Here is a 25,579-nt window from a genome sequence, read left to right as displayed (position 1 = left end):
AATGTGCTAATTGATGATATACCCTAAATAGAATAAGTGAAAAATAAGGCGTATTTTAACGCTTTTAGGCTTATTTAACAATTCCCTTTAACAACTAATGAGTTGTTTAAGATTATAGAGCAAATCATGTGCTTGCTTGGGTGTTAGACTGTCAGGATCAGTATTCATAAGTTTATCATGTAAGCTAAGAAGTTGTTTTTGTTGTGTATTATCGGTTGAGTAGCTTGCTTGAGCATTGGCTTTTACATTCGTCTCAGTTATATGACTGCTATCGACTGGCTGGCCTTTATCGTTTGCCGACTTAGCTAATTCATTTTTGTCATCAATGGTTCGGGCCTGCTCAGCGGTTAAGTTGTCGATGAGATAGCGTTTGGCATCGTTAAGCACTTGGGTTGGAATGCCTGCCATTTTGGCAACGTGCAGTCCAAAGCTAGAGCTGGCTGCACCTTCACGTATTTGATGTAGCAATAGTAGCTGTCCATCGACATCGCTTGCCGCAACATGGACGTTACGGATACCATTCTGTTTATTTTGGCGTTTTTTATCATAGTTGTCCGCTAACTGGTTATTTGCTAGCTGAGTCAGCTCAAAATAATGAGTGGCAAATAAAGTCAAGCAGCCAATCTCTAGCAGTCGATTGACACAGGCGTGCGCAATAGCCAGTCCATCCGTGGTAGCTGTACCGCGTCCAACTTCATCCATGAGCACTAAGGATTTATTGGTAGCCAAGTTCAAAATATTGGCGGTCTCAATCATCTCCACCATAAAGGTTGATTTACCACCAGCCAAATCATCGGCTGAGCCAATACGGGTAAAAATACGGTCGATATCACCGATATATGCGTGTTCAGCTGGTACAAAGCTACCGCAATGAGCAAGTAGGACAATTAGCGCAGTCTGGCGCATATAGGTGGATTTGCCACCCATATTAGGGCCAGTAATGATTAATAATCTTTCAGGATGATCAAGGCTGCCAAGCGCGCAGTCATTGGCAACGAAATGGCTAAGATGCTCAGTATTAACGTTTCTGTTATTACTATGACTGTTACTATTTCTATTATTAGCATTGACCGGATTTAAGGCAGCTTCAACAACGACATGACGACCTTTTTTGATATCAATACTGGTCTGGTTTTGCGCTTGATTTGACAGTTGGCTTTGAGGCTGGTTTTCAGAGTAGCTTTGAACAGGGCTTTCAAAATTAAGTTGATTCTGCTGGACGTCATTATTTTTTCCCCCATCTGTATTATTTATATCGTTATTTGCTAAGCCATTATGCATGACTGGACGTTGCCAATGATGTGTGACGGCTAGCTGTGCCCAATTGCTAAGGACATCTATCTGGGCGATAGCAGCGCTCAATTGTTGCAGCTCAGCCAAGTGAGTTCCCAAATTGACGAGTAATTGTTGATAAAGTTGCTTTTCACGCGCCAATGCTAACGTTTGCGCGCTAAGATATTCGGTTTCGACTTCTTTTAATTCATCAGTGATAAAGCGCTCAGCATTTTTGAGCGTTTGCCGACGGATAAAGTGACTGGGCGCATTTTTAGCCTGCATCTTTGGCAACTCAAAATAAAAGCCGCTGACTTTGTTAAAGCCGACTTTTAAACTTGGTAGCTGACACTCTTGTCGTGTGCGTTCCGCCATCTCATCAAGGGTCGCTTGAATATTGTCATGCAGATGGGTTAAGCGATCGAGGTCTTCATCATAACCAGCGGCGAGCATACCGCCATCACGGATATGGGCAGGTGGCTCTAAGATAATGGCGCGCTCAATAAGGTCGGCGACCGCTTGTACAGCCGGTAGCTGCGCAGGCAATTGCTGCATAAGCATCGGTAGTAATCCAGTATGTTCAGAATTGATACCAGATTCAGTTAATAGGGTGGTCAATTGATTGCTACTAGCGATACTGTCTGCCAGCTTGCGCAAGTCACGAGGTTTGGCGCTCATCAGCCCGATACGACTACTAATACGCTCAATATCACCAATGGCGTTTAGAGTGTCACGTAAATGGGTGATGAAGGTAGAATTTATATCAGTCGAATTGTTTTGTTCCTTACTGACCGCTAGCAGAATAGCTATCGCATCCAAACGCTGATTGATACGCGTATGCTGGCGCAGTGGGCGCTTCATTTGCTGTACTAATAAGCGTCGACCCATTGGCGTTTTGCAATGATTAAGGACCGATATCAGTGACGTTCCATTAGCACTAACAGGGCTAAATAGCTCAAGATTCTGCTGGCTATTGGCATCTATAATCAGATAGTCGTCACTATATTCAACGATAAGCTGGTTCACTTGTGGCACATGGCGTTGCTGCGTTTGGCGTGCGTAATGAATCAGCGCCGCACAGCTAGACTGACTCAGTGGCGCATCGCTGATACCTAAACCGTCAAGGCGCTGTACTTCAAACTGCTGGCAAAGGGTTGCAGCTGCATGCTCACGGTGAAAGTCATTGGCCGCTACTTCTATAATAGGGCAGTCCAGATGGCGACGTAACCATAGCAACCAGTCCTCACTGATAGCTTCACTGACGATACATTCACTAGGCGCAAAGCGTGCCAAAACGGTCAGCATTTGCGCTTGCAAATTTTCCACGTTGTTATTTGTATTTTCAGAGTCTGTAGTCGTAGAGCTTATATTGTCAGAGCTTGTGCTGCTATCTACGCTTAGCGTTTGCGTGGTAAGTGTACCTGCCGCTAAGTCAAGTTGACTGACAGCTGCTTGTAATGGCTGCTTGCTGTTGCCTTTCGCTCTTAATGTAGGAATGGCGATGTCGATAGCGACAACAGTAGGCGTATGATTGGGCGCGATTAATGCATCATCGGTAATCGTCCCAGCGGTCAGGGTCTTAACCACTTCACGGCGCATGATAGTGGGCGGCTTAGCTTTAGTCCCTGTTTTAGTATTGGTTTTATTAATGCCTTTAGCGCTACCTTGCAGCGAGTTGTCTTTTTTACTTTTTTCGCCAATGCTTGGATAATTATTACTATCGGCTGATTCATCAATTTGTTCACAAACCACTACCGTTTGCCCAGCCGAAATTAGCCGTGCCATATAGCTATCAGCGGCATGGAACGGTACGCCTGCCATCGCAATAGTATTGCCGGCTTTATCATTGCCACGGCGGGTAAGGGTAATATCCAATATCTGCGCCGCCCGTTTGGCATCATCAAAAAACAGCTCATAAAAGTCGCCCATCCGATATAGCAATAATGCGTTTGGATAGCGTGCCTTCATGGTCAGGTATTGCACCATCATCGGCGTATGATGGGCCAAATCGTAGACAGCGTCGCCTATGGTCAAAATTTCAGTAGAAGCGTGGTTTACATCAGACGGTTTAACAGTCATGCATGATCTCTTATATGGTTTGGCTTAAATATTGCTGATAAAACTAACAGATATGTTTTCATAGCATTTGGGTAAAGAACGCTAGACTCTATTTTTACAACTTTTCAAATCTAGTCTTTCATGTTTATACAAAATTGAGAATAGTAATTCACTATATATAGCTTTGAGTTCATCATAAGTGTAGTAGATTCAACTTAAAAAAAGCGCAGTGCTGCTGGCATGCTTGCTTTCAAAATATAGGTTACGCAGCCTATGTCTGGCAAAGCGCACAGCAAGCGAGAAAAATTTATACCAGCAGTATAGATACCTCTTTTATTTTGCACTGACTATAGTGTCGAAATAGCGAGAGGTGATGGAAAATAAACCCTATTTTAACATGACCTGTCGCGTTTCGGCGCAGGCAAATATCTGCCTATTGCCCTTGTATCCATCAGCGTCATAACCATATATAATGACGACACACTTTATTGGGTGATACTTAGTTAGGGAGTGATGTCAGGTGATGATAGGGCTCAGGCTGGGCTTTAACTCTCCGTGCTATCCGTGCTAATTATCGAATATTTCCATAGGTTAAAAAATTATGTTATCAAAGATTGTAGGCAGTGTAGTTGGCACCAAAAACGACCGTGAACTTAAGCGTATGCGCAAAGTGGTCACCAAGATTAATGCCCAAGAGGCTGGCGTGCAAGCCCTGTCTGATGAACAACTACAACAAAAAACAGAAGAGTTCAAAGCGCGCTTTCAAAAAGGCGAAAGCTTAGAGGCGCTATTGCCAGAAGCGTTTGCCGTCTGCCGCGAAGCCTCCTTACGTATCACAGGCATGCGTCACTATGATGTGCAGCTAATCGGTGGTATCACCTTGCACGAAGGCAAAATCGCTGAGATGAAGACCGGTGAGGGTAAAACCTTGATGGCGACCTTGGCTATTTATCTGAATGCGGTTAGCAGTAAAGGCGTCCACGTGGTCACGGTTAACGATTATTTGGCTGCTCGTGATGCGGACTTAAACCGTCCACTATTTAACTTCTTAGGATTGACGGTTGGGGTGATTTACTCGCAGCAGCCAGCGCAAGAAAAAGTTGATGCTTATCAAGCGGATATTACCTACGGTACCAACAACGAATACGGCTTTGATTATCTACGCGATAACATGGTCTTTAGCCTAGCTGAAAAAAAGCAGCGTCCGCTAAACTTCTGTATTATTGATGAAATTGACTCTATTTTAATCGATGAGGCACGTACGCCATTGATCATTTCGGGTCAAGCCGAAGATTCATCGCGGATGTATGCACTGATTAATACCATTATTCCAGTGCTAATACGCTCAAAAGATGAAGAAGCCAATAAGAATAACGAAGAAGAAGATTTTTGGATTGATGAGAAAAACCGTCAAATAGAAATCAGTGAAAAAGGCTACGAGAAAATCGAAAGCTTCTTAATTGAAGTAGGCGAGCTTGGTGAAAACGAAAGTCTATATAGCCCAAGTCGTTTGCCATTATTAGCTCACGTACAAGCGGCTATTCGCGCCCATCATATTTTTGTCAAAAACGTTCACTATATCGTCGATGAAGGCGAAGTGGTCATCGTTGATGAAAACACGGGTCGTACGATGCCAGGTCGCCGTTGGTCAGAAGGCTTGCATCAAGCGGTAGAAGCCAAAGAAAACGTTGAGATTCAAGCAGAAAACCAAACGCTTGCGACTACTACTTTCCAGAACTTCTTCCGTCTGTACGATAAGCTGTCAGGTATGACTGGTACTGCTGATACTGAAGCGGCAGAGTTTAAGTCGACTTACGATTTAGATGTGATTGTGATTCCAACCCATAAGCCCATTGCACGGGTTGATATGGATGATCAGATTTTCTTAACCAAATTAGGCAAATATAAAGGCATTATTCGCGAGATTAAAGAGATTCAAGAAAAAGGCGCACCAGTTCTAGTGGGTACCGCGACGATTGAAGCCAGTGAAGAATTGTCTTATTTGCTGGATCAAGAAGGTGTTAAGCATAACGTCCTAAACGCTAAGCAGCATGAGCGTGAAGCCGAAATCATTGCACAGGCGGGTAGTCCAAAAGCAGTTACCATTGCGACGAACATGGCAGGCCGTGGTACCGATATTATCTTGGGCGGTAACTGGCAATCATTTATTGAAGACATTGACTCAGTCAGTCCGGAAGAAATGCAGCGTCTAAAAGCGCAATGGCAAGTCAAGCACGATCAAGTAGTCGCGGCTGGTGGTTTGCATATCGTTGGCTCTGAGCGCCATGAATCTCGGCGTATTGATAACCAGCTGCGTGGTCGTGCAGGTCGTCAGGGTGATCCTGGGATGTCGCGCTTTTTCTTATCACTCGAAGATGATCTTATGCGTATTTTCGCAGGTGATCGCGTGGTTAATATGATGCGCGCTATGGGTCTTAAAGAAGACGAAGCTATCGAGCACAAGATGGTATCGCGGTCGATTGAAAACGCGCAAGGTAAAGTTGAGAGTCGCGATTTTGATGCTCGTAAAAACCTGCTGAAGTATGATGATGTGGCCAATGAGCAGCGTAAAGTTATCTATGGTCAGCGTGATGACTTACTTGCTGATATGGACTTGTTAGAGGCCATCGAAGTGATGCATCATGAAGTCTATAATGCCATGATTAGTCAGTTTATCCCGCCAGGTTCTGTTGATGATCAATGGAATATTGATGGGTTAGAAGATGAGCTCGAAGAAGAGTTCAAGCTCTATATGCCACTCAATGATTGGCTCGATGAAGACCGTCGCCTTGATGAAGAAGGCTTACGTGCAAAAATTATTGAGACTGCGCTTGCACATTATCATGGTCGCCGTGAGCAGATGGGCGAGCAAAGCGCCGCGCAGCTTGAACGTCACTTTATGCTCCAAAGCCTCGATAAGCATTGGAAAGAGCATTTAACACAGATGGATCAGCTACGTAAAGGTATTCATTTGCGCGGCTATGCACAGAAGAACCCTGAGCAAGAATATAAGCGTGAGTCGTTTGAATTATTCCAAATGATGCTGGGTGCTATTAAGTCAGAGACAGTACAAGATTTATCGCGCGTGCATATCCCGACCAAAGAAGAGTTAGAGGCCCTAGAAGCACAGCAACGTGCAGATGCTGAACGTATGCAAATGCAGTTCGAGCATAGTGATGTTGATAACTTGTCAGGTGAGCCACAACCAGCACCGCGTCCTCAAAATCAAAGCGAACGCAGCAGTAATAACCAGAGTCAGATGCGTGTGAATCTTGGTAGTGGTGTAGCGGCAGCAGGCGCTAATGTGAGTGTTAATGGCGATGATAATACTGCTATTGATGCTGAGCCGAACCCTTATGCAGGTATGAATATCAGTCGTAATGCGCCTTGTCCTTGCGGTTCTAGTTTAAAATACAAACAATGTCACGGTAAAATCTAACACTTATATTTTTTAGGTGAATGATTACCTCAAATACCTATAGCTGTTAGCAGCTATAGGTATTTTTACGAATATTGATTGGCTACATAGCTAAAACTTTAGTATTTTGCCGTTATTGTTTACAAATTCAGCATAGGCGCGCATATACGGACACGGTATAGTATTTAACATATAAATCTGGGAGATAATAATGAATCTAGGACAATTAAAACAATTGCGTACTACCGCATTTATGACTGGGTTACTTGCCAGTGCCATTACTATCAGTGCTTGCCAGCAGCAGCAAGAGCCAGAGCCGAGCCTAGAGGACAGTATCAATGCTGAAGAGTCAGTGCCGATGTCAGCTGATCCAGCTGATCCTAGTGATACCGTGGTAGAAACTGATGATGCATCGCTCAATGAAGTAGAGGATGACACGGTTGCCAATGTTAATACTGGTTTGACGCAGATGACTTACTTATGCTCACCTGAGCTAAAAGTCGAAGCGACTTATAAAGACGAGACTAACCAAGTAGTCATTGGTACAGATAAGGGTACAGTCACATTGGCGCAAACCAATGAAGGCAGCAACCCTGAAGTATTCGAAGTCGCCTCAGCTATGGATGGTGGTGAAGGCTTTACCCAGTGGCGCGTCGCTCATGAAGAGCGTGAAACAGGTGTAATACGTACAGCAGGCGCGGACGAATCTAAGGTGAACACTTACGAGTGTAAGACGAATAAATAAATGAGATTAAGTAGGTTAAGATTGATACCAAGTCATTTCTTCAGCCACAAAAAAAGCAACGTTCGCGTTGCTTTTTTTGTGGCTATCTTTTGCTAAAAACGAGCTTATTTCTTATGGACACGTGATGCTTCATGTTCCAAAAACCCTTCTTCTATTACGTCTAGCTCTTCATGTTTTAACTCAACCTGAATGCTATCTGTATGCGTATGCGTGGTTTTATTAACTTCAATTTCTTGAATAGCATAAGTATCTTTAGTAATAGTCGCAACTTGGCGTGACAAAACGATTTCAACAGGCTCATCGCCCACTTCTATTTGCTTACCATTAATAGTGACTACTGCTTTACTGTCTAATGATGGCTCAACATGACGTAAGATGTCTTTCTCATCGTAACTACCTGAGAGCAGATCTTGGCTTTCTGCGTCATTATATTCAGTACGAATAGTGACGTACTCTTCTACTAGCTCAATTGGTACTTCAATCGTCTTAGTACGAGTATGCTTAGTCACTGTTACTTTACCAACATCCAAGCGTTCCTTATTAACGACAGGACGCTCTTCTAGCAGCTCTAGATGATGATTAACGGCATTTTGGTTGTTAATATCTAAGTTATTAGCATTTAGGTTATCAATATCTAGGTTATTAACAGAATTATCTGAAGTAGCATTTAGCATAGTAGCGCTATCTACTGAGTCATGAGGTGCTGGTAATTTATTTTCAGCAGCATGGTCTTCTATTTTTGCTGTAGCTGCTGATAGCGATGCTGCATCTAGCTTTTGATTGGCATTCTCATTCATACTATCTATATTGTAGCCCGCTTTATTGTAGTCAGCATTCATAGTCATCTCCCTTATTATTTAAAATCGTCTTGTTGAGTAGAATGAAGCTATTGATAATTAATGTACAACTTGTCGTTAATGTAGGACAGAATATCTGTCTTACATTATCTTTATCATAGCCTTTTCAATAACTAAATCTATAAATTTATCTTAAATAGGATTTATATCAAGATAATCTTTTGACGTAAAAAGCAAAAAAGGCCAGAGACAAACTCTGACCTTAATCTGCTAAGTTTTTACCCTTAGCTATACTATATATTCACGCTACTTTATCGTAGCTATCCTATATCATATTAAGATAAACGATAGAGCAGAATATTACATGCCACGTGCGCTACGTACGTCTTCAGCAGTGATACCATCACGGTCTACGATATTGCCTTCACGGTCAACCACGTTGCCATCGTTGTCAATATCTAGCTCTTCACGTTGGATAGTCTCAACGATAGTTTCAGTACGATGTTCAGTCGTTTTACCCACGTTTACTTCTTCTGTAACGTAAGTTTCTTTGCTAACGCGAGCACGTTCAGCTTCTAGCTCAACTTCGATAGTTTCATTACCGTTGACATCACCGATACGGCGTTCTGTTGGACGATCCACGTTGGTACGTTGGATATTGGCATGTTCTTCTTCAAGATCTACTTCAACGTTACGCTCTTCAGTCACAACATGCTTACCGACTCTTACTAGACCTGCGACGATACGGTCTTTATTTACCGATAGACGCTCTTCTAGTAGCTCTAAAGTATTCGGTGCGTTGTAGGCGTGATCGGCAACTTCCATACGCTCTTCAGCAGGAATGGAGTCAGCGACAAATGCTTGACGATCTCTTTCATACTGCTCTTTGTAGCTATACTGATAGTCATGGTCATACTCTTCCATGGCATCAACTTGCGATTTAGTTAGGCTATCAAAGAAAACGTCATCACCAACGATACGCGCTAAACCTGCTGGTACTAAAACTTCTTTTGAGCTAAACCAGCCGCCTGCATCGACTATTAGATAACGGATACGACCAGTAGTATCTTCTACTAATGCACCGTCAATTTTACCGATTTTTTCTTCGTTAACGCCATAGGCAGTTTTGCCTGTTGGGTCATAATAGTCATCACCAATAAGGTCACGGTGAGTAGCTTGGATGTCTTGTAAGCGAATTAGTTGGCTCATTATTGTCTTCCTTTTTTATGAGTAAATAGTTATTTGTAATTAGAATAAAATATAAAACAATGGCGTTAACAAATAACGCCAATTATAAATCTGTCGTTGAAGTATTAATAATGAACTGGCTTTTACCTTGTCTCATTATTTGCAGCAAATTACTGTAAGGAGGCAATGATTTTCTATTGCGCAGTTGCTCAATCAACTTGTAATTATCGTAACACCGTGATTTTCTTTGAGATATATGAACAAGGTAGCAAAGTGTGCGACTGACGTAAGTGCGTGTAATAGGCTGTAAGTGCCATAACATCGATTGGGTATAAGTTAACGCGTTTTTACACTGATAAGTATTTGCTACACGTTTGCTAAATTTTAGGCACAAAAAAACCGCACTGTACGCTGACAATGCGGTGATTTAAACGTTAAAGCTGAAATAAATAATTTATGTAAGTTGTTAAAGTTATTTATTAAAATTATCTGACATTTCTAATTTAAACTCTCTAACAATCTTATGAGTTGAGCGACTAACGATTTAAGCTAATGACTAAGCTAATTCGATAGCTACAGCTACTGCTTCACCGCCACCGATACATAAGGTTGCAATGCCTTTCTTGCCGCCAGTACGCTGTAACGAGTTGATAAGCGTTACTAAAATACGCGCGCCTGAGCAACCTACAGGGTGACCTAGTGCACAAGCACCACCTTCGATATTGACTTTGGCATGATCGATATTTAACGCATCCATAGTCGCCATCGTAACCATAGCAAAAGCTTCGTTGATTTCCCAAAGATCGACATCTTCAACTTTCCACTCTGCATTAGCCAATACTTTTTCGATAGCACCAATCGGGGCAATCGTAAATTCACTTGGATGACGTGAGTTAGAAGCAGTAGCAATGATACGAGCTTGGTAATCTAAACCTTCAGACTTCGCTTGTGACTCTTTCATCATAACGACTGCAGCTGCACCGTCTGAGATTGAGCTGGCATTAGCGGCAGTGATAGTACCTTCTTTAGCAAAGGCAGGGCGTAACGTAGGAATACGCTCAGCGTTTGCAAGACCTGGTTCTTCGTCATTCTCAACCGTCTGTTCGCCTTTACGAGTCTCAAAAGTAACCGGCTCAATCTCGCTTTTAAAGTGACCGTCTTTGATAGCAGTCAATGCACGGTTTAGCGATTCGATAGCAAACTCATCCATTTGCTCACGCGTATAGCCTTTTTCGTCAGCCATTTCTTGTGCAAACTGACCCATTAGGCGACCAGTTTCTGCATCTTCTAAGCCGTCTAAAAACATATGGTCTTTAACTTCTTTGTGACCCATACGGTATCCGCCACGTGATCCTGGCATGATATAAGGTGCATTGGTCATCGACTCCATACCACCAGCGACAGCGACATTGAAGCTGCCAGCTTTAATACCATCATGCGCTTGCATAACGGCTTTTAGACCTGAACCACAAAGCTTATTAATTGTGACTGCACCAGTCGCATCAGGCAAGCCTGCTTTACGCATCGCTTGACGAGCAGGGCCTTGACCTAAACCAGCGGTCAAGATACAACCCATAATGACTTCGTCAACACTATCAGTGCTCACGCCTGAACGCTCAACAGCCGCTTTGATTGCAGCAGCGCCTAAATCTGTAGCACTAACGTCTTTTAGAGCGCCTTGAAAGCTACCCATTGGCGTACGAGCACCGTTGATAATTACAATTGCATCGTTAGACATCGTTATTCTACCTTGTTTGCTTATTTTGAATTAAAACTCAGCGTTTTAGATTAACACTGTGCCTCACTAATTGTTAATGAAGAATCATTGTTATAATGCGTACTAATAAATCAAAATTCAAGTGGTGGCTTTAATTAACAATCAACTATACAGGTTTATTGTGCCAGTTCATCTAAACGAATACGCACAACCTTGTCAGTGACCGCAGCAAGCTTTTCAATCTTGGCAATGGCTAGATTCATTTGGCTTTCAACTACTGGTAGCGTCAAGATAATGACAGGTACTTGGCCGAGTTTGTGCGCAGGCTTTTGTAAAATAGCATCAATGTTGATACCAGCATCACTCAAGATACGTGTGATATCTGCTAACACGCCTGGATTATCATAAGCATGCACACGCAAATAGTAGCCAGTCGTCATCTGTTCTGCACGCAATATTGGCGTGTCAGAGAGTTGCTCAGGCATAAAGGCTAAGTGTGGTACATGATGACTACGTTGGCTATGATCGTTTGTACCCAACACGCGTACAAGATCCATAACATCTGCCATCACTGCTGAGGCAGTTGCGCCTGCACCTGCGCCATCACCGCAATAAAGCGTTTGCCCAAGTGGATGCGAATTAACCAATACAGCGTTCTTTACGCCATTGACATTGGCAAGTAAAGCGTCTTGCGGGATAAGCGTCGGATGTACACGCAGCTCAATACCAGCACTGCCTTGTTGCCCATCTTCATTATTTCTACGAACGGCAAAGCCTAAATGCTTGATACGATAACCTAGCTCTTCAGCATAGTTTACGTCTTGTAAGGTGATACCAGTAATACCTTCACAATATACCTTGTCAAACTGTAGCGGAATACCAAAAGCGATAGAGGCGAGTAGTGCAAGCTTGTGCGCGGCATCAATACCTTCGACATCAAATGTTGGGTCAGCTTCTGCATAACCAAGCTCTTGTGCTTCTACTAAGACGTCTTCAAATGGACGGCCTTTATCACGCATTTCAGTCATGATAAAGTTGCCCGTACCATTAATAATGCCAGCCAGCCAATCGATTTTATTGGCTGCAAGCGCTTCACGCATGACTTTAATAATAGGAATGCCACCTGCCACTGCTGCTTCATAAGCCACATGCACATCATGTGCTTCGGCTAAAGCGAATATCTCATTACCATGTTCAGCAAGTAAGGCTTTATTGGCGGTCACTACATGCTTACCATTTTTGATAGCATGCATAATAATGTCTTTGGCCAAAGTTGTGCCACCAATCACTTCGATGACAATATCAACGTTATCACTAGCAGCTATCGCCATTAAGTCGTCATTTTGGATAATGCTAGGATCAATATCATCACGCTGACGTCGCGTACCGACTTCAGTAATAATAATTTCGCGTCCGCTGCGACGCTTAAGCTCGGCTAAATTGTCATTAATTAGATTGACCACGCCAGTACCGACGGTACCTAGGCCAAGTATCGCTAGTTTGATGGATTTACTCACAGTATCCTCAGAAAATTAGATGATTGAATAGAAAATAGATGTCGTTTCGCTGGTGTTAGCTTTAGTGATATCGCCATATGTATGTGGCGCTTCACCGTATCATACCGACAAGCAGTTGCTGCGTCTACCCAAACTGACTGCCACCAAAGTCAACAATATCAGGGCAAACGACTAGCTTGCATCAATCGCTGTTTGTGCCAATTGCGCGGCTGGTAAATAACCACCGATTTGTTGTCCAGACTCGGTAAAGATGGCAGGCGTACCGCGTACGCCAAGACGTGCCCCAAGTGCTATTTGCTCTTGTACTGGACTGTCACAGCTAGGGCCTGATAAATTGGCGCCTGACTTAGCCTGATTCATCGCGGCAACACGATCTTCGCTACACCAGATTGCTTCCATTTTTGGAATACTTCCTTCACTACGAGGCCACGCTAAATAGCGTACTTCAATTCCTAAGGCGTTAATCTCATCCATTTCTGAATGTAGCTTGGTGCAATAAGGGCAGTCAGCATCGGTAAAGGAGTAGACAATTGATTTAGTTTCGCCTTTCGCAGGATAAATAATCATGTCTTTTTTATCGACAGCTTTAAGAGCATCTTGCGCTGTGCGAGCAACTAATGTGCCACTAATATCAACAGGCTCTCCTTGACCAACAGAGATGATTTGCCCTTGGATAATGTGCTTGCCTGATTTATCAGTAAAAAATGCTGGCAATCCTTCAGCGGTCACCCAGTAAATACCCTCCATATCTGTCGCTACTGCTGAGATAATTTTTTCTTCAATACCAGACGCTTTTAGGTTTGCCTGTAATGATTTGACGACCGACTGGTCACTATTGGCATCAGCAGCAGGTTTAGAAGAGCTGGTAGCACTACTTGCTTTGGTACTACTTACCGCAGTAGTTTTGCTAGTTGCATCAGCAGTGTTGTTTGAGCAACCTGTCGCGACAACTACCAATAGTGCGCTTATTATGGCTTGTGACAGCTTGTGACGAGCAAGAGTATTCGCAGGTTTTGCAATGGTAGATATAAAGGGTAAGGACATACGGCATTTCCTATAGGCAGGCGCGCTTAATCACGATTTGAGCATTAAAGTTTATATTAAAAAGGGCGTTATGAGATGTTTAATACATGAGAAATTAAGTATATAACCTCTAAGATATAACACGCTAATCATTACAATGGATTATTATCATTTTGATTATAAAGTAAAAATAAGTCATAACATAAATAGTAATAAAGTGCCATATACTAACATATTTTTATAAATGACAGCCAAAACCAAAATTTAGCTAACTAATAATTTGGTTAGAGATAAACAAAAAAGTAATATAAGCTACATTCCTACTATTTCATATATCGCAGTAGCTAAGTAGGCTACAGTAAATATTATTAACTAACATTAGCAATTACCTTAGTTGCTACTTATCATTGTTATTTATCACTTATTTATTAGTGTTGATGACTATTATAAGAAGCAACTTTCATACCCATTCAATATTTAAGCGATTTTACGCTAAGGAGAGAGCATGGCAGGTGCCAGTTTATTAACCCTACTCGATGATATCAGTGTGATATTAGATGATGTTTCAGTTATGACCAAGGTGGCAGCCAAAAAAACTGCTGGCGTGTTGGGTGATGACCTCGCGCTTAACGCTGAACAAGTCACAGGTGTCAAAGCAAATCGAGAACTACCAGTCGTTTGGGCAGTAGCGAAAGGTTCATTTGTTAATAAACTTATTTTAGTACCAGCTGCGCTACTTATTAGTGCTGTCTATCCGCCGTTAATCACATTTCTATTGATGTGTGGCGGGTTATTTTTGGTTTATGAAGGTGCTGAAAAAGTTATACATCGGTTTTGGCCGCATGCCTTGCCCCACGATGAGGAACAGAATGCGCGCCGGCAGGCCAATGCTGATGAAACAGTGGATTTGGTAGCGTTTGAAAAAGAAAAAATCAAAGGCGCTATACGTACTGATTTTATTTTGTCAGCAGAGATTATTGTGATTGCACTAGGCTCGACTGCGAGCGCCACACTATTAGAACGTAGTCTTGTGCTTTCTATTCTAGCGATTGGTATTACCGTCGGTATTTACGGCTTAGTTGCTGGTATTGTCAAAATAGATGATGCAGGTTTACATTTAATGGAACAAGAAAGTAGTTTTAAACAAAAACTAGGTAAAGTGATGTTTGCTGCTGCGCCTAAACTGATGAAATTCTTATCTATCGCTGGCACGTTAGCGATGTTCTTAGTCGGTGGTGGCATCTTAGTTCATGGCATTAGCTTTTTGCAACATGGAGTAGAGGACTTAGCAGATTTAACAGGTATCTTTGAAAGTGTGACTACTACGCTATTAAATGGTTTGATTGGCTTCATCATTGGTGCTGTCGTTGTTGGTATTTTTACTATCGTTGGTAAATTACGCGGTAACAACGGAGCTTCGGCCCATTAATAATATTTATCTACTACAGTGCCAAAATTTATCATGTTGTAAGGTTCATAATCTTTTGACTTATTCCTTAATACTTTATTAAATGAGTCGGAAAAGCGTTAGATATAGGTTATAAAAATCTAAAAAAAAGCCCCAAAGTTATGAGTAACTTTGGGGATTTTTCTATGGTTAAGTATAAGATGGCTATGAAAGTCATCTTATATTAATGCTAATAATTAACTTTCGCTATCTGAATTATCACTTTCTGATTTCTCAGCTTGTGTTGGCTTCACGTGGTCAGTCTTTGGTTTACGACTGCGTGCTTTTGGAACCTTTGGCGTGGTCAAATTAAACATGCCAGTTTGTGGCAGCAGCTGCTCAGCGACACTTTCAATCATATTTTTATAACTGGCAATAGTCGTCTTAGATTTACCGACTTGACTGTCCTCTTTGATAGAGTCAGTAAGCTCAACAGCCTTGTTTTCTTCTAGCATTTGATCAGCTTTTAGTAATTGCTCACTTTCAGTACTGATATCGTTTGCTTGTACCTCACTGGTCAATGCTGCTGCTTCAGTTTCATGAGCATCAATTTGACCATTGTCAGCTTGAATAGCTTCATTCTCAGTTTCAGCAGTTTCAGATGGAGCATCGTTGACAGTCTCAGCCATTTCAGACGTCTCAGCAGCATTAATCTCTACTATCTCTTGAGATTGAGTATCTGATTTTGGCTCCACAAGCGAATCATCAGGAACGTTCAATGTCGCCTGCTTTGGTTCGTCAGCATGATAATCAGGATGCTGTCCACGTGGGTCATTGCTAGCACGCTTGCCAATAGCACGTGGTGCAACCTCTGTTTTACCTTGCGCTGCTGCAAACTGACTGACTGCTTGGGTCATCGCATCAAAGCGAGTCAAGTAATCAGCATCTAGAGGCTGATAACCATAGTTGCTAAAGTCAAAAGTTTTATCATTAACACTATCAACGTCACCAACTTCAACAGCAGCAGGTTTGGCTTGCTGAGTATGCGCCTCAATAGCATCAATGAAGCAACTAATCACCCCATTATCCGCTAAGCGGCTTTGTGCATCTGCTAACGTCGCATGAATGAACTCACCAACAGTACCGCGAATAGTAGTCGGTACGGTGCTTGCTACAGTGCTTGCTTTAGCATCTGACTCAGCTACTGGTGCTGACTGCTGACGACGTACTACACGAGGATCATTGCTTGCTTGCCCGAATTTCTGAGCGGCCACATAACGTGTAGCAAATAATGCATCATGAGTAAGCGTGAGTACAGCACCATCCTTTATCTTGCTGTTGTCTACCTCACTATTACTGTTTACATCACTATTAGTGTCTGCATTGTTATTATTTGCAGTGCTACTTTCAGTGCTACTTTCAGTGCTGCTAGTTGCTTCAACTTCACTATTATCGTCAGATTGCTGAGCATCGACTGACGCTTTTGTCGTATCTGCTTTAACCGTTTCTGACGCTTGTGCTGACTCTTTCACCGATTCTGTAGCGATTGTTTTAGCATCAGAGACTTTTTCACTCTGCTCAACCGATGATTTATTGTCCTCAGTTGGCTTTGCTTTGTGCTCGTTACTCTGTGGTTTTTCGTCGGCTAAGCGTTCAGTCGATTCGGTTTTAACCGTGTCGGTATCTGTGCTCTCAACCTTTTTGGTTACTGTCTCTTTCGACTTATCGTCATCACGTGGTGTAGCCGTTAGGTCTTTATCATCGACAGCTACATTAGGCTCAGCTTCTTGCATATCCGTAGGTTTATGCGCCGTTTGTCCAGACTTGCTATCATCTAAAGACAGATGTACCACTTCTGATGCTTTAAGCTTAGTCGGCGCTTCGTTGACCTGTAATATGACTTCGTTAGGATCTTGGTTGCGTCGAGCACTTGCCTGCGACTTACCGTTCGTAGCTGATTGTTGATTGCTCTGCTTCGCATTATTGTCAGCTGTTAAGGTCTCACCACGTTCAAGCTTACCACGTGAGTTACGCTGACTATGTGGTTTGCGCTTCGTACGAGATTGCTCTTCAGTGGCAGTATCGTCCTGACTTTCGCTATCATTCCGATTATGCTGGCGATTGTCCTGACGGCTATCTTGACGGTTGTCTTGGCGATTACGATTACGATCGTTACCGCGTTTATTGTCGTGCTCACGCTTATTTTGTGTATCAGACTGAGTGCTGTCATTTGTACTGTCTGTGCTGTTATCTACACTATCATTGTCATCGCGTTGTTCTTTTCTTTGACGCGGTTTAGATGATCTTGATTTGCGTGGCTTACGCTTTCTTCTGTCGTCGCCATTGCTGTCTTTATTATCGTCGCCATTATCACTGTCATTGTCAGCACTGCCTCTTGACTGCTGAGTTACAGCTTGAGCATGGTTGTCGTCTTGTGGACGTACGTTTTGCTGATGACTATCCTGCGTTGATGATGAACGTTGGTTATTATCCAATGCCGTATTATCAACTTGACCGAACGAACCTAAGCTCTGGGCACCAGTATTAACTAACGCTTCAATAGCTTCCGCTGCATCACGACTACTAATACTATTTGCAGTTTGTGCTTGTGGCGCTTGGGCAAACAGATTAGATAACCAAGCGACAGCTTTTGGCTGCGCAGCAGGTACAGACTGAGTGGCTACAGGAGTAGGGGTCGTTTGGTTTTTTAGCGGAACGTTATTTGTAGCAGCACGCGTTGAAGAGACTTGGGTGCTTTCATTGTTGCTTTGGCTATTATTGTTATTTTGATTACGATTATTACTATGGCTAGCTGCGCTCTTTGTTTCAGTGCTTGAGCTAGAGTTTTGGTTGTTACTCTGGCCACTAGCTGCTGGCTGTGAGCGGCCGCTATTTTGATTGTTTGAGCGATCGTCTGTTTGACTGCCTTGATTGTCAGCTGTCTTACGTGGCTGACGAGTAGGTTGCTGCTCAGGACGTTCTTTTTCCGCAGTCTGCCAATCGACATCGTAACCAAGGTCGCTATGCTCTTGTTGCTGAGTATCTGTAATACGCTCATAGCTTGTCGGTGCAAAACCATCACGGTTGAAGTGTAGTTTAAAGTTAGGCGATTCTAGATGAGCATGCGGCAGGATAGTAATACGTGTGCCGCTATCTTGTTCGAGATAAACCAAGCTGTCGCGTTTTTCATTCAATAAGAACGCAGCGATATCAGTAGGTACTTCCGCTTGCACTTCGCCTTGACGCTCTTTAAGAGCGATTTGCTCAATTTGACGCATGATAGATAGCGATAGTGAGCGCAGATCACGAATCATACCATTGCCGTGGCAACGTGGGCAGATGTAACCGGTAGACTCTTCTAATGATGGGCGCAGACGTTGACGACTCATCTCCATCAAACCAAATTTGGATATCTCACCAAATTGGACACGAGCACGGTCATATTTGGTCGCATCAACTAGACGCTTTTCGACTTCTTTTTGATGCTTATTGTCATTCATGTCAATAAAATCAATGACAATCAAGCCACCCATATCACGTAGGCGTAACTGACGCGCAATCTCATCGGCTGCTTCTAAATTGGTATGATACGCGGTCTCAGCGACGTCTGAACCTTTGGTAGACTTAGCGGAGTTAATGTCAATTGAAACTAAGGCCTCAGTTTGGTCGATGACAATAGAGCCGCCAGATGGCAAACGTACTTCACGCTGATAGGCTGTCTCAATCTGCTTTTCAATATTAAAACGCGCAAACATAGGCTCGTAGTCCGTATATTTACGGAGTTTGTCTGCTTGTGTTGGCATGACTGCATCAATAAATCCTGCCGCTTCAATGTAAGCGTTTTCGTTATCAATCCAAATTTCAGCGATATCATCACGTAGATAGTCACGTACTGCACGTGTGACGACGCCCGCTTCTTGGTGAACTAAGCGCGGTGAAGGATACTTTTGGTTTTGTTCTTGGATAGCTTGCCAGATGTTGAGCAAATGGTTGAGATCATGCTGCAAATCTTCCTGGGTCTTGCCAATACCTGCAGTACGAATGATAACACTCATGCCTTTAGGTAAATCAAGATTGCTCAGCATACGCTTCATATCTTCGCGTAGTTTGCCAGAGATTTGACGTGAGATACCGCCACCACGAGGGTTATTTGGCATCAATACAAGATAGCGACCAGCCAATGATACATAAGTCGATAGGGCAGCGCCTTTATTGCCGCGCTCTTCTTTTTCGACTTGGACGATTAGCTCATCGCCTTCTTTGATAAGTTTTTTGATATTTTCATCACGTGGATTGCCGCTAAGGTATTCGGCAGAAATCTCACGAATAGGCAAAAACCCTTGACGCTGTGAACCATATTCAACGAATACTGCTTCAAGCGACGGCTCGACACGGGTCACATGACCTTTATAAATGTTGGATTTTTTTTGCTCGCGGGTACGGTTTTCTAAATCGAAATCGTAGAGATGGTTGCCTTTACATAAGGCGACACGAATTTCTTCGTTTTGAGTGGCGTTAATCAGAATGCGTTTCATACTATTATCCTATGAGTACACAGGACAACGACAAGAAAGACTTTTATATTAAATGATTCTGAACTTAAAACTCTAATGTTAAGCGGCTTTTATGATGAAAAGCATTAACGGTTTATTCAGACTGTCAATTGGACAGCAATCAATATAAAAATAATCAAAGTAGAGTAGCAGTGGCAAGTGACGCTAATATTGAGATTAGCTGAAAATACAAGATATCAGTTGAGCACAAAGCTCGGATAATATTGAATAAATAAAAGGATTGAATTAAGTGGCGGTCAAATGACAGACTATCTATCAATTGCTTGCGACTGACTCAAAACTTACTAACTGTGTTTAAGCATACTAAAATGATTGTTCTAAATAATCTGGATACAGAGTGTAAGGCTGTAACGTTATCTACTGTAATACTTTAACTGCTATCAATGATTGCGCCTAAAGTATTAACCCCTAATGCTAATTGTTTTGTATAGGCTCAGAGGACTGACTATTAACACATTGTCATCGTAAGCTTTATAAAAGTTATTAACATCTAAAGTGGTGAAGTGCATTTAATATACTTTGTAAGGGTTTATTAAAGCGCCTGCCACGTGGTCACAATTAATTCGCCATTCTGTTTATTTTCTAAACTTTAAATTCGGCAAACCTCTTAATATTAGCTCAAATCAATTCAATTATTTTATCTATTATTTTATAACATCTATGTATTTTGGTGTCTTAGGTTATGAGTGCCACTGCGCTGTTATTCAGCGGGGCGTACTTGGCAAACAGAATAGGTAACCGGCTCATCAGCTCGGTAGGGTATACATTCTATGTGATATCTATTATATCTGTTTGACCGCCAATATTCAGGCAGCTCTAAACTCTTAACTTTGGACTACCATCACTTGCTCAGCTGCGCTTGCCTACATGATTACAAATCAAGTCGTGGTCGTGCGCTAAATGAGTAGTTGTGTGTTGCTATCGCTTGATAAATGGGCATGTTTGTCAGTATTATCAATACGATTATGTTTGGTATAAATACCATTTATTGGGCACTATGCTATGTATTACTAGGCATGTTGCTCTAAAAATTAAATGATGCGTGCAAAATTAGCGTGATTGACAACGGGTGCCTCGTTACTAGCAAGTAATAAAGATGGCGATAAGTTGTTCAGGACAATAGTTATTATTGCCACAGCCTCTGCTTAATTGGCGCTCAACATGCTAAACTATAACAAATCTTTCTGTAAATACCTAACTAAAAATGACAAATTCAAAAATGACTGACGACGCGCCCATCCATGAAGCCCCTGCTATCTTTAATAGCAAAACTCGTCCGCAAAGCGCTGATGATGAGATTAGTAACTTCGGAAAGGTTAATTACCTTGAAGTAACACGCCATCAGCACGACCAACGCTTAGATAATTTTTTGTTAAACCGCCTAAAGGGTTTGCCAAAATCTCATATCTACAAAATGATTCGCTCAGATGAAGTTCGAGTGAACAATAAGCGTTGTAAAGCGCATGATAGAGTAGAGCGTGATGATGTAGTACGTATTGCACCTGTACAGCTAGCGACTCGTGAGAAACCGATTATCAGTGCTGAGTTTGCTAAAAGCCTGCTAGAACGTGTAGTTTACGAAGATGATGGATTGCTAGTGCTCAATAAGCCGTCTGGCATCGCGGTGCATGGTGGTAGCGGTCTTGATTTTGGTGTTATTGAAGCCATGCGTGAAGTGACTGGTAAAAAATATCTAGAGCTGATCCATCGTATCGATAAAGGTACTTCAGGGCTGCTAATGATTTCTAAAAAGCGCTCAGCACTTAAAGTATTACAGCAGCATCTAGTAGATAAGACCATTCAAAAGCATTATCTATGTCTCGCTAAAGGGCAGCCTACGCTCAATGAGCAGCGCATTGATGCAGCATTGCTACGTTATACACTTGCTAGCGGTGAGCGCCGCGTCAAAGTGGATGCCCAAGACCCACAAGCTAAAGAAAGCCAAACTGATATTGTTGTACATAGCCGTTTTATGCTTGCCGGTCAGCCGGTGAGCTTGATTGAAGCTAAGCCATTAACAGGGCGCACGCATCAAATTCGGGTACATTTAGCTCATATCGGTCATGCTATCTTGGGTGATGATAAGTATCATGTACATGACAAATCAGGCGTTCATCGTCTGTGTCTACATGCGTGGCGCTTAGATATTCCGGGTTATAAAACCATTACCGCACCGCTACCAGACGATATGGCAGATTGGTTGCCAGAGGATACCAAATTACCTGAATAATATTCAAGCGTTCGCCTTTAAGTTCAATTTAATTATTAAACGCTAAAAAACGTCACAATAACTTATTTATTTTCATCAAATAAGCTAGCGTGACGTTTTAGTATCTGTAACTCAGTATGTCCAATAGTTATTGCCATTCGCTAAGGTAAAGTCATGAGTAAAAAATTTAATCATTGCTTGGCAGATAAGAGCCTAGTTATTTTTGATTGGGACGGGACCTTGATGGACTCAATTGGTTTAATCGTTGAGTCTATGCATGTGGCTGGAGAGGCACATGGTTTTCAGACGAATGATAAAGAGGTGAAGGGTATTATCGGTCTTAGCTTAATGAATGGTATTGAAATTTTATACCCGCAGGCAAACGATGTGCAAAGGCTGGCCATTCAACAGAGTTATGCTGATTACTATATTCCTAATAGTCATCGCACGCCATTTTTCACTGCTATAGAAGACATGTTGCAAACGTTGCAACAGCAGGGTCGTAAGCTTGCTGTAGCAACTGGTAAGAAAAGACGAGGGCTTGATAGAGTACTAGATGCCTCTGATAGTCATCGTTATTTTGAAATAACCCGCTGCGCTGACGAGTCTGGCTCTAAGCCTGATCCGCAAATGCTTACTGATATCTTAAACCACACACAGCAGCAAATATCTGAAGCGGTATTTATTGGTGATAGTATTTACGATATTCAAATGGCAAGTAGCTTAGGGATGACTAGTATTGCGGTAAATTATGGCACTGCAACCAGTATGGAGCTTGCCGCGCAGCAGCCTACTTATCAGGTCGATACGCCAGAAGCATTGGTTGAGCTATTATATGCTTAAATAAAAACCAGCTTAAATAATAAAAAATGATAATAAAAAAAGGGCTTATCTGAACTGACCCCCATAAGTTGGACACAAATTATGGGGGTCGGTTCAACGAGGTTAGCCCTTTTTTTATTAAATACTATGAGATTTATTTGCTTTCTTCTTTAGAGCTATCTCTTTGCTGGACAGCATCTTTTTCGATTGCGTCTTCTAGCTCAGCGCCTTCTAGTAACGCAAAAGAGGACTCGATAATTTTGTCGGCTTCAAGCTGATACTCATACCAGTTGCCCATAACGCCTGCTAATTCATCAAGGCCTTCTTTTCTTAAAGCTGAAAATAACTGGATCGTACAGTTCAAACCCAGTTGTTTCAGTCTTTTACGTGTATTAAGCAAAGCATTTTTAGAGGCACCATACTTCAGCTTATCTGCTTTCGTTAATAAGATATGAACGGGCAGCTCACCCTCTTTTGCCCAACGTAGCATTTGCTCATCAAAGAATTTGAGTGGATGGCGAATGTCGGTCATCAGCACCAAACCTGCAAGGCTTGAGCGCGATACTAAATATTCTTCCAGTTCCACTTGCCATTCTTTTTTCATCTCAAGTGGTACGGCTGCATAGCCATAACCTGGCAAATCGACCAAACGCCTATCGGCATCACCAATATTAAAAAAGTTAATCATCTGCGTACGACCAGGCGTTTTTGATGAGCGTGCCAACTGGCGCTGATTGGTTAACGCATTAATAGCGGAAGATTTACCCGCATTTGAGCGTCCTGCAAAAGCGACCTCTAATCCAATATCAGGCGGGCAAAGGCGAAAAGTAGGCGCTGACGTCATAAACTCAGTTTGCTGAATGCGATGACGGGCTTTGGTATTAAACGCCGCATGTTCAGCGGCAACATCTTTAAACGGGGTACTCATAAATGACTCATTAACAATCAAAAAGTTTAAAACGGAATTTGGGGTAGTAATGCAAAACAGGCTAAAGAAAAATAAATGATAAGTTGTAAAGGTAATTATATAGGCTTTGGAATATTTTTTAATATAAATAAGTATCTAAATAAGCTAGTAGCGATACGATGACTTATTCATTGCCTTACTTAGTACTGTCGTTATATTTATAACAGCATAACACTAAAGTGAATTATGGCTTAGCAAAAATTATTGACACAGTCGTCAAGCGTTACTAATGCTAAACGCGATGACACTATTTTAACTCGACATATATCGTTACAATATAAGATGTAATAGAAGTGCATGATAATGGCAAGAAAAATAAGCGTTCTATTGCAGCTTCCATTAATAAGTTTTTTCATAAAACAATTGTAAAAATGAGTATTCCGTAGTTATTTAGCCAAAGGGGATATCGTATGCGGTTATTAAATATTAATCTTACTCAAATAGGGCGAGCCTTAGGCGGTAGTGTGGCTGCACTTGTATTAAGTATGGCTATGACAAGTAGTAATGCGGCAGCTGATATTCCGTCAACTTACAAAGACTCATGTGCGGCTTGTCATGACAGTGGCGCATTGAATGCTATCAAGAAAGGCGATAGCGCTCAATGGCAGCAGTTAATCAAGAAAAAAGGTATGCCCGCCCTGATTGACTCTGTAAAAGGGGGCATGATTCAGATGCCAGCAGGCGGATTATGTGATAGCTGTAGTGATGATGATTATCGCAAACTTATTGAATATATGAGTAAGTAAATAAGAGCCCCAGTTAGTCATACGCACGTAAAAAATAGAGCGCACGTTAAGATAACGGATAGCGCTTTTTGTTTTACCAGATATATAGTGAGGTTGTGCTGAGATAAAAACAGTTAGATGCTGTGATTAAGTAGGCAAATCATCTAAAGTCTTGCTATAATAATTGCAAATAAACCCTGATGTTAGTAAGTACTTTCAGGCTGCTTGTTATTAAGACCTCAAATCGTATGAGTTACCTTATCGAACTGTAGGTGTGCTCTTACGATTTTTTGAGTGTCCTGTTAATACAATCAATCTAGATAATGCTTACGGCGAGTTAGTAGGATCTGTATCAATGAAAAAGTTAATCGCTGCCGCCAGCTTATGTGTTGCAAGTTTCAGCGTACAAGCTGTTATCACTGTTCCTGAATATGACGCTAATGCAGGTAAACAAATTGCAGAAACGGTATGTGCTGCCTGTCACGGTGTTGACGGTGTGAGTGCCATTCCAGCCCAGCCTAATCTTGGCGGTCAAAATGTAAAGTACTTATATAAGCAATTGGTCAACTTCAAGTCAGGGTATCGTAAAAACGGTATTATGCAGTCACAGGTTGCCAATTTGTCCCAGCAAGACCTTGCTAACGTGGCAGGATATTATTCTAGCCAAGCACCTTGGGGTGTAGGTTTTGGTAATCCTGCGACTAACCAAGAAGCAACTAAGCTGTACTTGGGTGGCGACAAGTCACGCGGTGTGATTGGCTGTGCTGGTTGTCATGGTCCCGATGCTGCTGGTAATGAGTTTGCCGCTTTTCCACGTTTGGGTGGACAGCATGCTGAATATATCGCTACTCAACTGAAATTGTTCCGCGCTGCTGGCCGTGTAGATGATATTGCAAGCGATGACCAAAAACGTGTCAATGATGGAGCGAAAGAAGGCGAAATGGGTATGATGCAGACGGTAGCAGCAAGACTGTCAGATCGTGATATCCGTATTTTGTCAGACTATGTTAGCGCCATTCACTAAGTAGCTTTCATTTAGTTATTAAACCCCGTTTTCGGGGTTTTTTTATAGGTGCATATCCCCTATATTATAGAAAATCATACAGCGTCTTATAATTGGCCTGTACTATTACATTTTATTGTTATTCACTTTAGATCGT

General features: G+C 42.2%; 15 protein-coding genes. 7 read left to right on the top strand and 8 right to left on the bottom strand.

Going from position 1 to position 25,579, the window contains the following annotated elements; all coding sequences use genetic code 11:
* Positions 1–87: 87 nt before the first annotated feature.
* On the bottom strand, positions 88–3,351 hold the full coding sequence (gene mutS / locus AAEY87_RS00865) for a DNA mismatch repair protein MutS (RefSeq protein WP_350655522.1): 3,264 nt from the start codon (positions 3,349–3,351) through the stop codon (positions 88–90).
* 580 nt (positions 3,352–3,931) lie between these two features.
* On the opposite strand from mutS, the gene secA reads away from it, so the two are divergent.
* Together secA and AAEY87_RS00855 are read left to right on the top strand one after the other, a co-directional pair.
* Positions 3,932–6,769: a preprotein translocase subunit SecA gene (gene secA / locus AAEY87_RS00860; RefSeq protein WP_350655520.1), complete on the top strand. Its 2,838-nt coding sequence runs from the start codon at positions 3,932–3,934 to the stop codon at positions 6,767–6,769.
* Between the two features lie 190 nt (positions 6,770–6,959).
* The gene (locus AAEY87_RS00855) at positions 6,960–7,493 is read left to right on the top strand and encodes a hypothetical protein (protein ID WP_068034169.1); all 534 of its coding nucleotides are present in this window, start codon (positions 6,960–6,962) and stop codon (positions 7,491–7,493) included.
* Positions 7,494–7,597: 104 nt separating this feature from the next.
* Here AAEY87_RS00855 and AAEY87_RS00850 read toward each other — a convergent pair whose 3' ends face one another.
* The 5 genes from AAEY87_RS00850 to AAEY87_RS00830 all read right to left on the bottom strand — a co-directional run bounded on the left by AAEY87_RS00850 (position 7,598) and on the right by AAEY87_RS00830 (position 13,756).
* Positions 7,598–8,332, bottom strand: coding sequence for a YsnF/AvaK domain-containing protein (locus tag AAEY87_RS00850; RefSeq protein ID WP_350655518.1), 735 nt, complete (start codon positions 8,330–8,332; stop codon positions 7,598–7,600).
* Between the two features lie 318 nt (positions 8,333–8,650).
* A complete protein-coding gene (locus tag AAEY87_RS00845; protein ID WP_068325706.1) occupies positions 8,651–9,499 on the bottom strand; it encodes a DUF2382 domain-containing protein in 849 nt (282 codons plus the stop codon).
* 535 nt (positions 9,500–10,034) lie between these two features.
* On the bottom strand, positions 10,035–11,216 hold the full coding sequence (locus tag AAEY87_RS00840; RefSeq protein ID WP_350655517.1) for a thiolase family protein: 1,182 nt from the start codon (positions 11,214–11,216) through the stop codon (positions 10,035–10,037).
* A 155-nt stretch (positions 11,217–11,371) separates the two neighbouring features.
* The gene (locus AAEY87_RS00835) at positions 11,372–12,712 is read right to left on the bottom strand and encodes a homoserine dehydrogenase (protein ID WP_068034176.1); all 1,341 of its coding nucleotides are present in this window, start codon (positions 12,710–12,712) and stop codon (positions 11,372–11,374) included.
* A 171-nt stretch (positions 12,713–12,883) separates the two neighbouring features.
* Positions 12,884–13,756: a DsbC family protein gene (locus AAEY87_RS00830; RefSeq protein WP_068034179.1), complete on the bottom strand. Its 873-nt coding sequence runs from the start codon at positions 13,754–13,756 to the stop codon at positions 12,884–12,886.
* A gap of 484 nt (positions 13,757–14,240) precedes the next feature.
* Here AAEY87_RS00830 and AAEY87_RS00825 point away from each other — a divergent pair, with 484 nt between their 5' ends.
* Positions 14,241–15,164, top strand: coding sequence for a DUF808 domain-containing protein (locus AAEY87_RS00825; protein WP_068034182.1), 924 nt, complete (start codon positions 14,241–14,243; stop codon positions 15,162–15,164).
* A gap of 215 nt (positions 15,165–15,379) precedes the next feature.
* Here the strand turns inward: AAEY87_RS00825 and AAEY87_RS00820 are convergent, their stop codons facing one another.
* Positions 15,380–19,657 (bottom strand): Rne/Rng family ribonuclease, encoded by a 4,278-nt coding sequence (locus tag AAEY87_RS00820; protein WP_350655516.1) that lies wholly within the window; start codon positions 19,655–19,657, stop codon positions 15,380–15,382.
* A 1,258-nt stretch (positions 19,658–20,915) separates the two neighbouring features.
* On the opposite strand from AAEY87_RS00820, the gene AAEY87_RS00815 reads away from it, so the two are divergent.
* On the top strand, positions 20,916–21,926 hold the full coding sequence (locus tag AAEY87_RS00815) for an RluA family pseudouridine synthase (RefSeq protein ID WP_350655515.1): 1,011 nt from the start codon (positions 20,916–20,918) through the stop codon (positions 21,924–21,926).
* Between the two features lie 153 nt (positions 21,927–22,079).
* A complete protein-coding gene (locus AAEY87_RS00810) occupies positions 22,080–22,748 on the top strand; it encodes an HAD-IA family hydrolase (RefSeq protein ID WP_350655514.1) in 669 nt (222 codons plus the stop codon).
* A 133-nt stretch (positions 22,749–22,881) separates the two neighbouring features.
* Here the strand turns inward: AAEY87_RS00810 and yihA are convergent, their stop codons facing one another.
* On the bottom strand, positions 22,882–23,655 hold the full coding sequence (yihA, locus tag AAEY87_RS00805) for a ribosome biogenesis GTP-binding protein YihA/YsxC (protein WP_068034192.1): 774 nt from the start codon (positions 23,653–23,655) through the stop codon (positions 22,882–22,884).
* A gap of 449 nt (positions 23,656–24,104) precedes the next feature.
* Between yihA and AAEY87_RS00800 the strand changes: the two genes are divergently transcribed.
* Positions 24,105–24,440, top strand: a complete 336-nt coding sequence (locus AAEY87_RS00800; RefSeq protein ID WP_068034194.1) for a c-type cytochrome — start codon at positions 24,105–24,107, stop codon at positions 24,438–24,440.
* A gap of 334 nt (positions 24,441–24,774) precedes the next feature.
* Positions 24,775–25,443, top strand: a complete 669-nt coding sequence (locus tag AAEY87_RS00795) for a c-type cytochrome (RefSeq protein WP_068034196.1) — start codon at positions 24,775–24,777, stop codon at positions 25,441–25,443.
* The last annotated feature ends 136 nt before the right edge of the window (positions 25,444–25,579 follow it).

Source organism: Psychrobacter sp. S1-30-MNA-CIBAN-0213 (assembly GCF_040309845.1).
Classification (GTDB): domain Bacteria; phylum Pseudomonadota; class Gammaproteobacteria; order Pseudomonadales; family Moraxellaceae; genus Psychrobacter.
The sequence above is the reverse complement of the archived record's forward strand: the minus strand, read 5'-3'. Positions and strand labels throughout refer to the sequence as shown.